We start from the raw sequence: 15,160 nt of genomic DNA, 5'->3' as shown, positions 1-15,160 counted from the left end.
AAAGCAATCTGTGCGACCCCTCAAAATGCAGACGGGGCCCGAAGGCCCCGCCGTTGTCGTGTTGTATCAGGCGCCCTACTGCGCGGCGACGTAGCGTTCGACCAGTAGCCGGACAAAGCCCTGTGACCCGTCGTTCACCTCGCGCAGCGCAATCAGGTAGGTGCCCCGGTTGACCCGCGCGACCACCTGCGAATCCAGCCCGTTGTAGTCGTCGTTCTGATCGACCAGCCGGCCAAGATCGTCGTAGAGATACAGGTAGGGGTCGCCATTGCCGCCCGCTGCGATCGCTTCGATCAGGAGAAGGCCGCTTTCCAGCACCTCGACGCTGAACCATGTGGCGGTGGTGGTGTTCTGCGCGTCGATCCGGACCCGGCTGTCCACCGTTCCTAGATCGGTGATCGGGTGGCTGCCATCCATCGGCGGCGCGCTTTCGCCCCGGTCATACAGTGCGGCCAGCGCGGCGACCGGATCATATTCCGTCACCGTGACAGTGACCGGCGCGCCGGGATCGGATAGCGCGGTCATCGACACGCAATAGCGCCCGGGTGCCAGCGGCGCGGACATGTCCAGCCGCGAATTCAGCCCGTCGAAATCGTCGTTTTCGCCCAGCCAGTTGCCCGAAGCATCGTAAAGCGTGACAATCGGGTCCGCGTCCGGGTTTTCGGCGGTGATGGTCACAGGCATCGGTTCGGTCAGGGTGAAGGCCCAATAGGGCGTATCCGCGACCGCGGCGGTCGACGACCCACCGAGCGGGATGTCCCGCGCCGGGGTGTTGGCATCGCATTCGCCGCCGCCCGTGCCGTAGTCGGTTGAATCGAAGAACCCGTCGGTGTCGCCCAGCCCCTCGGTCAGCGGTTCCATGTCGGTGGTGCCGACCCGGACAAAGCTGGTCATGGGCGCGTTGTCGAAGGACCGCAGGGCAAGGCAATAGGTGCCCGGCCCCAGCGTCGTTTCAGCGCGCGAGGCACCGTTGCCTCCGGAATCGTCGTCCGACACGACGATGTTGCCAAACCCATCATAGAGGTCGATCACAGGGTCGCCCGCGCCACGACCGGCCGCCTCGACCCGCACGTCCGCGGTGCCGGACAGGCTGAACAGGGACACATATTGGTTCCCCGCGAGGACCAGCGCCATCTGTTCCATATGGCCGGAGGCAGCGGACAGGTCAGAGGCCGCCTCGGTCCCGCCGATCCACTGGCCGTTCGTGCCAACCCCGCCGCACAGATCCTGTGCCGCCGCCGGAAGGGCGAAGGCCAGCGATGCAAATCCCGCCAAAGCGGTGGTTCGGGCCAAATGTTTCATCGTGGGCTCCCTCGTCGATACGCATTCGGGCAAAGCTTAGACCCGCACGGTGGGACCAAGCCACCCCTAATGACGCGGAGGTCAGGAAAACCCTGCCTTCGGCAAAGGGCCGCTCGCCCGGGTCAAAGCGACTTCTTGGCCGAAAGGGTCGCGTATTCGGCAAGGCACCCGGCATTGGCCAGCGACGCCTGATTCTTGACCTCGCCGCCCGTGGCCATCGCCTTGGCCGCGCCTTCGACACGTTTTCCGTTGATCGTATAGGGCACGTCGGCCACCACGTAGATCGCAGCCGGAACATGCCGCGGTGAACAGGCGGTGCGCAGCGCGGTCCGGATGGATTTGGCCAGGTCCGCCGTCGCTGCCTGCCCCTCGGCCATCTTCAGGCACAGCACGATTTCCTCGTCCGTCGGATCATCGGCGAGGGGCCGGCCAAAGACCACGCAATCGTCCAGCTCGGCAAACCCGTCGCAGACGTTGTAGATATCCGCCGTGCCAATCCGCACCCCGCCGGGGTTCAGCGTGAAATCGGATCGCCCGTGGATCACGGCGCTGCCGTCGGGGTTCAGGGTGGCGCGGTCGCCGTGGGTCCAGATCTCGGCCCGGTCGGCGAAATAGGCGTCGTGGTAGCGCTGGTCGCCGCCCGCGCCCCAGAAGGTTCGGGGCATCGAGGGGAAGGGCTCGGTGCAGGTCAGTTCGCCATCGCGCCCGATCACGCCGACGCCCCTGTCGTCCAGCACCTGAACCGCCATGCCCAGCCCCCTTGCCGTCAGCGTGCCTTTGCGCAGGGGCAGGGCCGGGCAACCGATCAGGAAACAGCCAAGAAGCTCCGTACCGCCCGAGATCGAGGCGAACCCCATGTCCCCGCCCTTGGCCTGCACATTGTCGTACATCCAGTCATATTGCCACGGCGCCATCGGGCTGCCCGCCGCGAGCATCCAGCGCAGCGAGGATGTGTCGTAGTCCGCGTTCGGCACGAAGCCTGCGGACGACAAGGTCGCGAGGTATTTGGGCGAGATGCCAAGGTGGGTCAGCTTCTCCCGCTCGACCACTTTCCACAGGGGCGACCCGTCCAGCCCGTCGCCCGCCTTCAGCACCGGGGCGCCGTCGTAAAGAACGATGGTCGTGCCGCAGGACATGGACCCCACCAGCCAGTGATACATCATCCACGCGGTATTCGTGTACCACATGAACCGATCCCCCCGGCGCATGTCCGAATGCAGCAGGTGTTCCTTCATCAGGTTCAGGGTCGGGCCGCCGGTACGGTGAACGATGGCCTTGGGCTTGCCCGTGGTGCCGGAAGTGTAAAGGACGAAGGCCGGGGCATCGAAGGGGACGCGGGTAAAGGTCAGGTCAGCCGCTGCGCCGAAATCATCGTAGCACACGACCGGCACGTTGGCCGACAGCGCCCCATCGCCCACCTGCACCACGGTGGTCAGATGGGCCAGCTGCGTGGCGATCTCGGACATCCGCCCGGTCAGGTCGAGCGTTTTGCCCCCATAAAGCACCCGCGTCCCCGCGAAGAAGACTTTTGGTTCCACCTGTCCGATCCGGTCAAGGATCGCGGCGGTTCCAAAGTCAGGCGAGCAGGAGGTCCAGACCGCGCCCACAGCGGAGGTGGCGAGCATGGTGACAAGGCTTTCCAACCGGTTCGGCAAGACGATCGCGACCCGGTCGCCTTCGGTCACGCCCGCATCCCGCAGGCCCTGCGCCACCCGGGCCACCTCGGCCCGCAGTGTCGCGGCCGTCACCTCGCGCCGGTGCCCGGCCTCGTCGGTTTCGATTACGGCGATGCTGTCGCCATCCAGCCGCAGCATGTTTTCGGCGAAATTGATCCGCGCATTGGGAAAGAACCGCGCGCCGGTCATCCAATGCGCCGGGTTCGGGGCGAAGGCCGCATCGCCCTTGTCGCCGATCACGCCCGCAACATCCCACAGGTGCGACCAGAACCGGCCAAGGTCTGCGACCGACCAGGCGTGAAGCCCGGCGTAGTCCGACGGGTCAAACCCAAGGTCGCGGGCAAAACGGGCATAGGCGGTTTCGTCGATCCGGGCTTGGGACGGGGTCCAGACGATTTCGGACATCGGGCATCCTTTCGGGGGCGGAATTTCGCGCGTCACAGTAAGACCGGTTTCGCCGGATGCAAGACGCTAGGGAAAGGCGCAGGGTGGGTTGAAACCCACCTTACCTTTCAGCAGCGGTATCGTAACGTGGGTCTTGACCCACCATCCCGTCAGCCGCGTCCTGCGGCCCAGTCCTGCCCCTGCATTTCCCGTAGGCGGCTCGCGGTGCGTTCAAATTCGAACGTGCCCTCGCCCTCGACATAAAGCATTTCCGGTTCGGCGGCGGCGGAACAGATCAGCCGCACCTTCGCCTCGTACAGCGCGTCGATCAGGGTGACGAAGCGGCGGGCCTCGTTGAAGTTCGACCGGCTGAGGCGAGGGATGTCTTCCAGCACCAGCACCCGGACCGCCTCGGCCAGGGCAAGGTAGTCAGCCGGGCCAAGGGGCTTGGCGCAGAGGTTGTAGAAGGACGCCCGCCCGACCCCGTTGCGAAAGGCGGGAATTTCCACCTCGCGTCCTTTCACGGTCAGGATCAGCGGGTCGGTCGCCCCGCCGGTCATGTCCTCCCAGATAGAGGCGATCTCGGCCCGGGCCTCTGCGTTGATCGGGGTGAAATAGACCTGCGCCCCGGCAAGCCGCCCCTGCCGGTGGTCATGCGGGCTTTGCAGGTGCCAGACATCCAGCTTTTCCTTGATCAGCGCGATGAAGGGCAGGAACAGCTGCCGGTTCAGCCCGTTCTTATACAGATCATCCGGCACCCGGTTCGACGTGGTGACCACCGTCACCCCGGCGTCGAACAGTTTTTCGAACAACCGTCCGACGATCATCGCATCGGTAATGTCGGTGATCTGCATTTCATCGAAAGCTAGAAACCGGACATCCTTGGCCAGCGTGGTCGCAACGGGCGCGATAGCATCGTCCACACCGCGGGCGCGGGCGGCGTTCATCTCGGTGTGGACCCATTGCATGAAGGCATGGAAATGGGCGCGCCGTTTGGGCGCGTCGACCGCGTCGAACAGAAGGTCCATCAGCATGGATTTGCCTCGCCCGACACCGCCCCAAAGGTAAAGCCCCTTCACCGGCGGCGGGGCCTTGGAAAACCAGCCTTTCCGGACCGGTTGGGACAGCTCTGTCCGAATCCGTTCCAGCTCGGGCAGGACACCTTCCTGCGCCGGGTCGGGTCGCAGGCGCCCTTCGGCCACCGCGGCGGCATATCTGTCCGGGATCGTTTCCATACCCCTGCAATAGCGCCCCCGCGCGTCAGAGAAAAGCGCCGAGGAAACCCGGGCCGTGCCGCCATTTCCGTTTCGCTTTCCGCCCCGATATGTTCTAAGTCACTCAACCGGAACGGGGCCCCGATGGGGCGGGGACACATGGCAGAACGCTTCGAAACAGAAAGCCGCAAGCTGCTCGGGCGATTGCGCGACACGCTGGCCGAGGACAGCGCCGGGCAGGCGCGCCTTGACCGGATCGTGACGTTGATCGCTGATTCCATGCAGGCCGAGGTCTGTTCGATCTACTTGTTTCGCGATTCCGAAACCCTCGAACTCTGCGCCACGCAGGGTCTTCAGGCCGAGGCCGTGCACCAGACCCGCCTGCGGCTGGGCGAGGGGCTTGTCGGTCGGACCGCCAAGACCCGGACCGTGGTCAACACCGCCAATGCCCCCGCCGAAAAGGGGTTCCGCTATATGCCCGAGACCGGGGAAGAGCGGTTTTCAAGTTTCTGCGGCGTTCCGATTCAGCGCCTTGGCGATGCCCTTGGCGTGCTTGTTGTGCAGTCCAAGGCCGAGCGGCAATTCACCCCGGACGAGGTCTATGCGCTAGAGGTCGTCGCCATGGTCATCGCCGAGATGACCGAACTGGGGGCCTTCGTCGGTGAAGGCGCGGCCCTGTCGGCCCTGCACCAGCAACCGGTGATGTTCCGGGGTGCCATCGGCCAGGAAGGCGCGGTCGAGGGGCAGGTGTTCCTGCATGAACCGCGCGTCGTGGTCACCAACCCCATTTCCGATGATCCCGATTCCGAATTGAAGCGCCTGCGCGAGGCGGTTGAGACCCTGCGCGGGTCGGTCGATGACATGCTGATGCGGACCGACACTGTCAGCACCGAACAGCGCGAGGTTCTGGACGCCTACCGCATGTTCGCCAATTCACGCAGCTGGATGCGCCGGATGGAGTCCGACGTGGAAAACGGCCTGTCGGCCGAGGCCGCGGTGGAAAAGGAACAATCGCTGGCCCGCACCCGGATGAACGGCGCCACCGATGCCTATCTGCGCGACCGGCTGCACGATCTGGATGACCTGTCGAACCGGCTGTTGCGCATTCTGACCGGGCAGGGCCGCGATACCGGGGCGGAAATGCCCGACAATCCGGTTCTGATCGCCCGCAATATCGGCCCCGGCGAACTGCTGGAATACGGCAAGAAACTGCGCGGCATCGTGCTCGAGGAAGGGTCGGTCGGCAGCCATGCGGCAATCGTCGCCCGGGCCTGGGCGATCCCGCTGGTGATCCACGCGGGCGGCATCACGACCGAGGCGCTGAACGGCGACCCGATCCTTGTCGACGGCGATCAGGGGATCGTTCACCTGCGCCCGGATGACACCGTCACCGCCGCCTTCCGTGACAAGATCGCGATGCAGGCCCGCGCGCAGGAACGCTATGCCTCGATCCGCGATCTTCCGGCCGAGGACAAGGCCGGTAATGTCGTGGGACTGCACATGAATGCGGGGCTGATGGCCGACCTGCCGTCGCTGCCCACGTCGGGGGCCGAAGGGGTTGGTCTGTTCCGCACGGAATTGCAGTTCCTGATCCGCAACCAGATGCCCAAGCGCGCCGAACTGTCGGCGCTCTATGCCCGCGTGATGGATGCCGCCGAAGGGCGGCGCGTGGCCTTCCGCACCCTTGATATCGGGTCGGACAAGGTGCTGCCCTACATGAAGCCCAATGACGAGCCGAACCCGGCGATGGGCTGGCGCGCGATCCGGGTCGGTCTGGACAAACCCGGCGTGCTGCGGATGCAGTTGCAGGCGCTTTTGCGGGCGGCCAACGGGCGGCCCCTTACCATCATGTTCCCCTTCATCGCCCAATACGACGAATTCCGCGCTGCCCGGGCCGAGTTTGACAAGGCCATCGCGCGGGAAAAGATCCTTGGCCACCCGCTGCCCGACAAGATCGAGGTCGGAGCGATGCTGGAAACCCCCAGCCTTGCCTTCGCCCCGAACGCGTTTTTCAAAGAGGTGGATTTCCTGTCCATCGGCGGCAATGACCTTAAGCAGTTCTTCTTTGCCGCCGACCGGGAGAACGAGCGGGTGCGCCGCCGCTATGACACGCTGAACGTCAGTTTCCTGAGCTTCCTTGAACAGATCGTGGAACGGTGCCGCGCGACCGGCACCCCGGTGTCCTTCTGCGGCGAAGACGCGGGCCGCCCGGTCGAGGCGCTGTGTCTTGCGGCGATCGGGCTGCGAACGCTGTCGATGCGCCCGGCCTCTGTCGGACCGGTCAAACACCTGATCCGCCGGGTGAACCTGAACGAGGCGCGCGAGGTGATCCACGCGGCCCGCGACGCAGGCGAACAATCAGTCCGGAAGTCGATCACTGAGTGGCTGGCAAAGCAGGGGTAGAGCGGCCGCTCTGCCCGAAAACAGATTGCCCTACTTCCCCCGCAACACCGGCGTGGTCAGCCGCGCGAGTTCGCGGTGGAAGGCCTCGGTCACCTCTGCTTCGTTGTGCAGCCGTGCCAGTTGCCGCAGTCCGAAATGCACATGGGCGACCTCGGTGTAGTAGCGGATGAAGGCAAAGTTGGTTCCGGCCCCGGCGGCGGCCCCAAGGACCGGCACCGCCTGCGAGGCGAGTTTCTGCGACAGGACGGCGGCAAAGCGCGGCGCGACCTTGCCGATCAGACCATGCACCGCCGCGCCGGTCAGGCTGATCCTTGCGCCAAGGAAAGAGGTATCGACCCCATCGTCCAGCCCGCCCGGGCCGCCCGCCCCGAACACCCGCAGGCATTCGATCCGGGTTTCCATGCTGGTCGGGTCTTCGCCATGCGCCTCGGCCACTTCCTGCACCGCCCGGAAGATCAGCGTGGTCGCCACAGGCAGTTCCAACAGGGCCGTGGGCAGCCCGCCCAAGCCCCCAATGGCCCCCGAAAGCGTGGCCATCGCCCGGTGTGCGGCCCCACCGGACAGGGATTGCCCCGCCCCGGTCCGGCTTTGGCTGGCGGCGTGGTAGCTGCGCTCCAGCGCCACCCTTGCCGCGGCATCCAGTTGCGCGCGGGTCGATTTTGGCAGCAGTTTCAACCCATCCTCGACCTGCCCGCCAACAAAGTTGATCGCCTGCATCAGCACCCCGCCTGCCTTGGACTGTCGCCGGGCAAGCGCGGCCACCTCCTCGCGGGCGGCGTCGGTCAGGGGCCGGTCGGGGTTGATCTCGCGCAGGGGCGGTTTGGGGTCGGTCATTCCCTAGAGATGGGGGGCAGGAGCCGAATTGCAATCCTCGGCCCGTTCCACCAGACCCGTCACGCCGACCCACGCGCCGGGCACCAGATCCTGCCCCAGCACCCGGTCGGGGTTGGTGGGGGGCGGCATTTCAACGCCCTCCAGCCGTTCAAAGCCAAAGCGGGAGTAGTAGGGGTAATCGCCCACCAGCATGATCCGTTCCCAGCCCAGCTCCCGGGCCTCTTCGATCACGCGGCGCATCAGGTAGGCGCCCAGCCCTTCGCCCTGCCGGGTCGGGTGCACGGCGACCGGGCCAAGCAGGATCGCCAGCTTGCCGCCCACCCGGACCGGCCAGTTGCGGATTGCCCCGCCAAGGATGCCCGCCTCGTCCCGCGCGGTGAAGCACAGCGGCGCGATGGGCGCGACCCCCTCCCGCAGCCGGTAGGAGGACAGCGCGGTCCGCCCCGGCGCAAAGCACAGGTCGTAGAGCGCCTCGACTTCCCACCAGTCCTCTGCCGTTTCGACCGCCAGCGTGATCATTGCTGCCCGTTGTTCCTTGTCTGCCCTTGCCGTACCTGCCGGTGCGCCTAGCATGGGCGGAACGCAGAGGCAAAGGAAGGGCAAAGCGATGTTCTATCGACCGGAAGACGGGCACGGGCTGCCGCACAACCCCTTCGGCGCCGTCATCGCGCCCCGTCCGATCGGTTGGATTTCCACGCGAGGGACGGATGGGGCGGACAACCTTGCCCCCTATTCGTTTTTCAATGCGGTCGCCTATGAGCCGCCACAGGTCATGTTCGCCTCTACCTCGGCCAAACCGGACCGGGGCGACACCAAGGACACGGTGGCCAATATCCGCGACACGGGGGTATTCTGCGTGAATATGGTCGGGGCGGAACAGCAGGATGTCATGAACCGCACCTCTGGCGCATGGCCGCGCGGGGTGGATGAATTTTCCGATGCGGGGATCGCGCGGGCGGACTGCGCGGTGATCCCCTGCGCCCGCGTTGCGGCCTCTCCGGCGGCGCTGGAATGCCGGATGACCCGGATCGTGCAACTTGAGGGCGCACATAACTTCGTCGTCTTCGGGCAGGTCGTGGGGGTGCACCTGCGCGACGACCTGATCCGGGAGGTGCGGTTCGACACCGTCGGCGCCAACCTCCTCGCCCGGCTGGGATACAAGGATTACACTGTGGTGCGCGAGGGGTTCGAACTGACCCGGCCGGGAGAGGCATAAATCCCCCATCGCGGGACTTGCCAGCCGCCCGGAACACCCGCAGATTGTGGGGCAGGGGAAGGGGGGATTATGGCGCGTAACCCATCGGTTCAAGAGTTCATTGAGGACAACGGCCCGCTACTGGCGGCAGAGGAGAGACTGCTGGAGGCCTGCCGCGTGGGCGGGGTATGCCGCCTTGGGACCCGGCCAGAGGTGTACCGGGCGGATCGGGAGGTGCGGGCCGAGTTCCTGAAGGTGCTGATCCTTGGCGGGACAAAGGACTGTGACCTCGACCCGAGCCGGGTCTGGCTGGAAGGGGCGTGGATCAGCGGGCAGTTGAACCTGTCCTACCGCCGCGCCGTGGGGCAGATCGTTTTGGACAATTGCCGGTTTGTGGCGGAACCTCGGATCGAACAGGCCCGATTTGACTCGCTGAGCCTCGATGGCAGCCACCTGCCCGGCCTTTGGGCGCAGGGGGTGCAGGCAAAGGGCGATCTGTTCCTGCGCGGCATCACGGCCACCGGCACCGTTGCTGTGAACGGCGCACAGATTGGCGGGCAGCTGGATTGCACAGGTGCAACGCTGGATGGCGCGGGGGGAAAGGCGCTGCATGCCCAAGGCGTGACCTGCGGGCAAGACCTGTTCCTGAGCGGCATCACGGCCACCGGCACCGTGAATGTGGATGGCGCGCAGTTTGGCGGGCAGGTGGATTGCACAGGTGCGACGCTGAATGGCGCGGGGGGACGGGCGCTGTTTGCGCAGGCGCTGAGGGCTGAGCAAGGCCTAGTCTGGCGCGATGTTACCGTCACGAAAGGACAAGTTGACCTGATCGCGGCACATGTGAGCAATCTGGTGGACGATCTGGAAAGCTGGCCGGTTGATCGGGAAAACCGGCCAGATGGCGGAAATCTGATCCTTGATGGGTTCACTTATGACCGGATCGTTGGCCCGCTTGGCGCTGCAGAGCGGATTGCCTGGCTGCGCAATGGGACCAAGTGGGACGGGGAATTCTACCCCCAGCCATATCGCCAGCTTGCTCGCGTGTTGTGGAACATGGGCCACGACCGCGCGGCGCGGCAGGTGCGAATGGCCCTGGCCGAGGATATGGCGCGGCATGAGCGATTCCTGGACCGTCACTCTCGGCGCGTTCTTGCCGCATTGCGTAAGTTCAGCGCACGTCCCGGCCCGCGTCGGCGCGAGAGGGTGGCCAAGACGGTTTCGGAGTTGCCGGGCCACCGCGCGGAAGTTGCCACGACAACCGTCGACAAGCTTTTAGCGCTGCACGGACAAGTTGACCCCAATCATGTGCCTCCGGGCCCCGGGGTCCAGCCGATTTCAGAGACGACCCGGCGCTATGCCCAGCGTCAGTTTCGCAGCGATCTCGCGTGGCAAGAGCTGGGCCTGCGGGCGCGAATCGCGCGGTCTTGGGTCATTGATCATCTGTCCAATTGGGTCATCGGCTATGGCTTTGCCCCGTGGCGCAGCATCTATTGGCTGGTCTTGCTCATGTCGATTGGCGCTACCATGGCGGCGCTGACGTGGAAGGAAGGCTCTTTCGCCCCAAATTCCGCCCCGATCCTTGTGTCCCAAGGCTGGCACGATGCCCTGTCCGCCGACAACCCGGCGCAGGTGTGGTCGGACGATGAGTTTGGCGGCAAGGATTGGGACAGTTTCAGCGCGCTTGCTTATGGTGCGGATGTGGTCATTCCGATCGTGCCCTTCGGCCAGACCGATGCCTGGGCCCCGTCCACACGCGGGCCGTGGGGCACCGGGCTCTGGTGGGGGCGTTGGGTGCTGACCGCGCTGGGCTGGATCGTGACCGCCCTTGGCGCGGCTGCCGTGACCGGGTTGATCCAGCGCGACAAGGATTAGCTCCACTTGCCCCGCCCCGCCCCTTTGGCCAATGTGGCGCCGAAGCAGAGGGGACAGTGATGACAACTGACAACGACCGCGCCGCGCGCCTGATCCATCACCGCCGCGAGGGGCTGGCGAAGGGCGATCCTGTCGCGCTGCCCCTGTCCGTGTCGTCGATGTTTCACCTGCCCGGCGATCCGGCGGGGGTGCCGGGCTATGGCCGCTCCGCCAATCAGACGTGGGAGGCGACAGAGGCGGCGCTGGCCCTTCTGGAAGATGCGCCCTGTCTGTTGTTCCCGTCTGGCATGGCCGCGATTGCCGCGCCCTTCTTTGCCTTGCTGAAGTCGGGGGACCGTATCCTGCTGCCCTCTGACGGGTATTTCGCCAGCCGCGCGCTGGCCGATGGGTTCCTGTCGCGCATGGGGGTGACGATTGAAACCCGCCCGACGGTCCGGTTCGAAGTGGGGGGCTTTGCGGGCTATGCGATGGTCCTGATCGAAACCCCGTCTAATCCCTTTCTGGACCTCTGTGATCTGCGGGCGGTTTGCGCCTCCGTCCGCGCAGCGGGTGGGATCAGCGTGGTCGACAACACCACCAGCACCCCCTTTGGCCAGCGCCCTCTGGACCTTGGCGCGGATATGGTTGTGGCCTCGGACACCAAGGCGCCGGGCGGTCATTCGGACCTGTTGCTTGGCCATGTCGCGACCCGTGATGCGGGTCTGATGGAGGCAGTCCGTGGTTGGCGGGGCCTGTCTGGCGCGATCCCCGGCGGGCTTGAGGCCTGGCTATTGCATCGCAGCCTTGAGACGCTGGAGATGCGGTTTGACCGGATGTGCACCTCGGCCCAGATCATCGCGGAGCGGCTGCGGGATCATCCGGCTGTTCGGTCGGTCCGCTATCCCGGCCTGCCGGACGATCCCGGCCATGCGCTGGCCCGCGCCCAGATGGCGCGGTTCGGCTTTCTGATCAGCGTGACGCTGGCGGATGCCGAGACGGCTGAGGGGTTCATCGACGGCTGCGCCCTGCTGCAACCGGCGACGTCCTTTGGCGGGGTGCATAGCTCGGCCGAGCGCCGTATCCGCTGGGGGGATGCGGTGGACCCGGGCGCGGTGCGCCTGTCGGTCGGATGCGAACCGGTCGAGGAGTTGTGGGCCGCACTGGCAGCGGCGCTGAATTAGACCATACCTGCAATTGTGCGCCAAGCCGTCCGCGGGTGGCGCGAAACGCGCCGCCCATGGGGGCGGACGGCGCGTGGCCAATCTGGCGATTGGCCAGGGCCATGCCCGATCTGCGGCGGCGCTGGGCTAGAGGCCCAACCCAGCGACGCGCCCTTCATAGATTGCCGCCGCCGCGAGCCGGGGTGCATTGGCGTCCCCGATTGCGGTAAAGCCGACACCCAGCGCCCGCAGCGCGGCGGGCAGGTCTGGATCGGCCCGGTTCCCGGTCGCCAGAACCAGCGTATCAGCGGCAATCACCTGTTCCTCGCCTGTCAAAAGCGAGGCACAGCGTGCGCCGGCAACTGACCATTCCAGTATCGCGGTTTCAGTGACGAAGCGGACGCCCATCCCGGCCAGCGTTCGCCGCGCGGGGAAATCGGCGGCGGAACGCACCAGTTCCTTGCCGATCATCGCGTCGGGGGTGACGATGGTCACCTGATGGCCCGCCTCGGCCAGATGCCATGCGGTGCCCATCCCCTTCCAATGCCCGCCTTCGTCAAGGATCAGGACATGCGGCCCAAGCCGCGCGGCGCGGCCCATCACATCCTCGGTCGACCAGACGTTGGGCCGGTCCACGCCGGGAAGCGTTGGGATATGGGGAAGCGCCTTTTGAAATCCGGTGCCAGAGGGCTGCGACCCGGTGGCGAGGATCACATGGTCGGTGCCAAACGCGGCAATCTCGTCGGCGTCCAGATAGCTGTTGAACCGCACCGTGACCCCAAGCTGGTCCAGCTGCCGCCCATACCATGCGATCAGATCGGTGATCTGGGCGCGGCGCGGTTGCATCCCGGCCAGACGGAACTGTCCGCCAACCTCGGGTCCGGCCTCGGCCAATGTCACCCGGTGGCCGCGCTCGGCGGCGACCCGTGCGGCCTCCAGCCCGGCAGGGCCGCCACCGACCACCAAAACGGATTTCGGGGTATCCGTGGCGGCGAACCTGTCGCCGCCCCAGAGGTATTCGTGCCCCGCAGAGGGGTTGATGAGGCAAGAGATGTAGTAATCCCGCCCGCGCCGCCCCCAGCACTGCTGATTACAACTCAGGCAGCCCCGGATGTCTCCGGTCCGGTCTGCTGCGGCCTTGGACACCAGATGGGGGTCGGCGATCTGCCCGCGCACGATCGACACAAGATCGGCCCGCCCCGCACCGATGACCGCATTGGCGTTGTCAGGGGTGCGGATGTTCGCCTCTGCCGTGACCCGCGCGGTCAGGCCCGCCTGTTTCAACCGCTCGGCCAGGTCGGCCCCAAGGTTTTCAGGATATTGGAAGGTGGGGAGCAGTTTGTAGAAATCGAAATAGCTGCCCGCGCCGACAGTGACGTAATCCATCAGCCCTTCGGCATCGTGCAGGGCGACGATCTCGACCATCTCGTCCCGGCTCAGGCAGACTTCGACCTCGGCGTCGTCGTTGATCGACAGGCCGATGATGAAATCGTCGCCGCAGGCGGCGCGGATGCGGCGCATGATTTCGCGCGAGAGGCGGGTGCGGTTTTCAAGACTGCCGCCCCAGTCGTCGGTGCGCTGGTTGGAAAACGGGGTCCAGAACTGATCGAGAAGACAGTGGTAGGCAGCCCAGACCTCGACCCCGTCGAACCCCGCCTTCTGGCAGCGGACGGCGGCATCGACGAAGGATTGGATGGTCTCCTCGATCTCGACCACGGTCATTTCGTGACTGCCGTCATTGTCGTGATAGCTGGGGCCGCCGGACGGGGACCAGTTGGCGTGCCAGCTGTTGTCCCAATCGCCGTGGGCGCCGACGTGGTACAACTGTTGGATCATCACCGTTCCATGGGCCTTGCAGGCTTCGGTGATGCGGGCGAAATGGGGGATCACCTCGTCAGAGGAATGCCGGAAATTGCCGCGCGTCAGCACCGCGGCGGCATGAACCGGCACCGGTTCTACCACGATCATCGCGGCCCCGCCGATGGCCCGCTCAAGGTAGTATCCAAGGTGCTGATCGCCGGGCAGGCCGCCCTGCGCCATGTTCGTCGTATGCGCCCCAAAGACGATGCGGTTCTTCAGGGTCTTGTGCCGCAGGGTCAGCGGTTGGAAGACATGCTTGAACGTCATCTTGCGCCCCATGTGTCAGACAGGCGGTAGCCATCGGGCCAGGGGTCGTCCGGGTCCAGCATGTGCTGATGCACCCCGGTGATCCATCCTCGGCCCGATATTTCGGGGATGATCGCGGTCAGGCCGCCAAGGTCGCAGGTGGCCGCGATCCGCCCGGTGAACCGGCTGTCGATGATCGAGGCGCAGTCAAGCGTATCGCCCACGTCCATTTGCCCCCGCGCCGACAGGATCGCCATGCGGGCCGAAACCCCGGTGCCGGTGGGCGAGCGGTCGATCTTGCCGGGGCGGATGGCGACAGCGTGCCGGGTGCATCCCTCCACCACGGGCGTGGTGAAGGCGCAGAAACTGATGTGGGACCAATCGGGGTTTGTCGGGTGGCTGAAGCCGAGCTGTTCTGTTGCGGCGGCGGTGATCCTTACCCCCAGACGGGCAAGATCCGCCGCTTCGTCCGGGGCAATGGAAAACCCAAGCGCGGGCGCATCGACAAAGACAAAGCTGTCGCCGCCAAAGCCGGTGTCCACGGTCAGGGTGCCCAGCCCCTCGACCTCTAGCTTGGCATCCAGATGTTGGGCGAAAGAGGGCAGGTTCTGCACCGTGATCCGTTCCGCCTTGCCATTGCGGCAGTCGGCACGGACCTTCACCAAACCGCCCGGTGCCTCCAGCAGCATCTCGGTCACCGGTTCGACCATTGGGATGATGCCGCTGTCCAGCAGGACGGTCGAAACGCAAATGGAGTTGGAGCCGGACATGGGCGGCGTGTCTTCCGGTTCCATGATGATAAAGGCGACCTGCGCGTCGGGGTGCTTGGGTGGAACCAACAGGTTCACATGCCGGAACACCCCGCCACGTGGTTCGTTCAGGACGAAGTTGCGCAGGGTTTCGTCCCGCGCGATCCAGCGGCTTTGATCCCACAGCGTGTCACCGGGCGGTGGCGTGACCCCGCCGACGATCACGTCGCCGACTTCGCCCTCGGCATGGGCGGAAATGACATGGATCGTGCGGGTGCTGCGCATG

At 65.8% G+C, this 15,160-nt stretch carries 11 protein-coding genes; 4 read left to right on the top strand and 7 right to left on the bottom strand.

Annotated elements, in window-relative coordinates; genetic code table 11:
- Positions 1 to 75: 75 nt before the first annotated feature.
- From EU803_RS14135 to zapE, 3 genes are all read right to left on the bottom strand, one after another.
- Positions 76 to 1,302, bottom strand: coding sequence for a DVUA0089 family protein (locus EU803_RS14135; RefSeq protein ID WP_129683960.1), 1,227 nt, complete (start codon positions 1,300 to 1,302; stop codon positions 76 to 78).
- Between the two features lie 122 nt (positions 1,303 to 1,424).
- The gene (locus EU803_RS14130; RefSeq protein ID WP_129683958.1) at positions 1,425 to 3,383 is read right to left on the bottom strand and encodes an acetoacetate--CoA ligase; all 1,959 of its coding nucleotides are present in this window, start codon (positions 3,381 to 3,383) and stop codon (positions 1,425 to 1,427) included.
- Positions 3,384 to 3,532: 149 nt separating this feature from the next.
- Positions 3,533 to 4,597, bottom strand: a complete 1,065-nt coding sequence (zapE, locus tag EU803_RS14125; protein WP_129683956.1) for a cell division protein ZapE — start codon at positions 4,595 to 4,597, stop codon at positions 3,533 to 3,535.
- A gap of 138 nt (positions 4,598 to 4,735) precedes the next feature.
- Between zapE and ptsP the strand changes: the two genes are divergently transcribed.
- A complete protein-coding gene (gene ptsP / locus EU803_RS14120; protein WP_129683954.1) occupies positions 4,736 to 6,979 on the top strand; it encodes a phosphoenolpyruvate--protein phosphotransferase in 2,244 nt (747 codons plus the stop codon).
- A gap of 30 nt (positions 6,980 to 7,009) precedes the next feature.
- Here ptsP and EU803_RS14115 read toward each other — a convergent pair whose 3' ends face one another.
- Positions 7,010 to 7,813 (bottom strand): EcsC family protein, encoded by an 804-nt coding sequence (locus EU803_RS14115; protein ID WP_129683952.1) that lies wholly within the window; start codon positions 7,811 to 7,813, stop codon positions 7,010 to 7,012.
- A gap of 3 nt (positions 7,814 to 7,816) precedes the next feature.
- Entirely contained in the window at positions 7,817 to 8,332 is a 516-nt protein-coding gene (locus tag EU803_RS14110) for an N-acetyltransferase (RefSeq protein WP_129684224.1), read from the bottom strand.
- A gap of 88 nt (positions 8,333 to 8,420) precedes the next feature.
- On the opposite strand from EU803_RS14110, the gene EU803_RS14105 reads away from it, so the two are divergent.
- The 3 genes from EU803_RS14105 to EU803_RS14095 all read left to right on the top strand — a co-directional run bounded on the left by EU803_RS14105 (position 8,421) and on the right by EU803_RS14095 (position 12,040).
- Positions 8,421 to 9,029, top strand: coding sequence for a flavin reductase family protein (locus tag EU803_RS14105; protein ID WP_129683950.1), 609 nt, complete (start codon positions 8,421 to 8,423; stop codon positions 9,027 to 9,029).
- Between the two features lie 69 nt (positions 9,030 to 9,098).
- Positions 9,099 to 10,880 (top strand): hypothetical protein, encoded by a 1,782-nt coding sequence (locus EU803_RS14100; protein ID WP_129683948.1) that lies wholly within the window; start codon positions 9,099 to 9,101, stop codon positions 10,878 to 10,880.
- A 59-nt stretch (positions 10,881 to 10,939) separates the two neighbouring features.
- Positions 10,940 to 12,040 (top strand): cystathionine gamma-lyase, encoded by a 1,101-nt coding sequence (locus EU803_RS14095; protein WP_129683946.1) that lies wholly within the window; start codon positions 10,940 to 10,942, stop codon positions 12,038 to 12,040.
- A 126-nt stretch (positions 12,041 to 12,166) separates the two neighbouring features.
- On the opposite strand, the gene EU803_RS14090 is transcribed toward EU803_RS14095, so the two are convergent.
- Both EU803_RS14090 and EU803_RS14085 read right to left on the bottom strand, forming a co-directional pair.
- On the bottom strand, positions 12,167 to 14,146 hold the full coding sequence (locus EU803_RS14090; protein ID WP_129683944.1) for an FAD-dependent oxidoreductase: 1,980 nt from the start codon (positions 14,144 to 14,146) through the stop codon (positions 12,167 to 12,169).
- A complete protein-coding gene (locus EU803_RS14085) occupies positions 14,143 to 15,159 on the bottom strand; it encodes a proline racemase family protein (RefSeq protein WP_129683942.1) in 1,017 nt (338 codons plus the stop codon). Before EU803_RS14085 ends, EU803_RS14090 begins: the two co-directional genes overlap by 4 nt.
- Position 15,160 lies beyond the last annotated feature (1 nt).

Source organism: Loktanella sp. IMCC34160, assembly GCF_004145845.1.
Taxonomy (GTDB): Bacteria; Pseudomonadota; Alphaproteobacteria; order Rhodobacterales; family Rhodobacteraceae; genus SELP01.
The sequence above is the reverse complement of the archived record's forward strand: the minus strand, read 5'-3'. Positions and strand labels throughout refer to the sequence as shown.

Coding starts and splice junctions, on each gene's coding strand:
- EU803_RS14095 (WP_129683946.1), top strand. CDS start 10,940: ATGACAACTGACAACGACCGCGCCGCGCGCCTGATCCATCACCGCCGC.
- EU803_RS14130 (WP_129683958.1), bottom strand. CDS start 3,383: ATGTCCGAAATCGTCTGGACCCCGTCCCAAGCCCGGATCGACGAAACC.
- EU803_RS14135 (WP_129683960.1), bottom strand. CDS start 1,302: ATGAAACATTTGGCCCGAACCACCGCTTTGGCGGGATTTGCATCGCTG.
- ptsP (WP_129683954.1), top strand. CDS start 4,736: ATGGCAGAACGCTTCGAAACAGAAAGCCGCAAGCTGCTCGGGCGATTG.
- zapE (WP_129683956.1), bottom strand. CDS start 4,597: ATGGAAACGATCCCGGACAGATATGCCGCCGCGGTGGCCGAAGGGCGC.
- EU803_RS14105 (WP_129683950.1), top strand. CDS start 8,421: ATGTTCTATCGACCGGAAGACGGGCACGGGCTGCCGCACAACCCCTTC.
- EU803_RS14110 (WP_129684224.1), bottom strand. CDS start 8,332: ATGATCACGCTGGCGGTCGAAACGGCAGAGGACTGGTGGGAAGTCGAG.
- EU803_RS14100 (WP_129683948.1), top strand. CDS start 9,099: ATGGCGCGTAACCCATCGGTTCAAGAGTTCATTGAGGACAACGGCCCG.
- EU803_RS14090 (WP_129683944.1), bottom strand. CDS start 14,146: ATGACGTTCAAGCATGTCTTCCAACCGCTGACCCTGCGGCACAAGACC.
- EU803_RS14115 (WP_129683952.1), bottom strand. CDS start 7,813: ATGACCGACCCCAAACCGCCCCTGCGCGAGATCAACCCCGACCGGCCC.
- EU803_RS14085 (WP_129683942.1), bottom strand. CDS start 15,159: ATGCGCAGCACCCGCACGATCCATGTCATTTCCGCCCATGCCGAGGGC.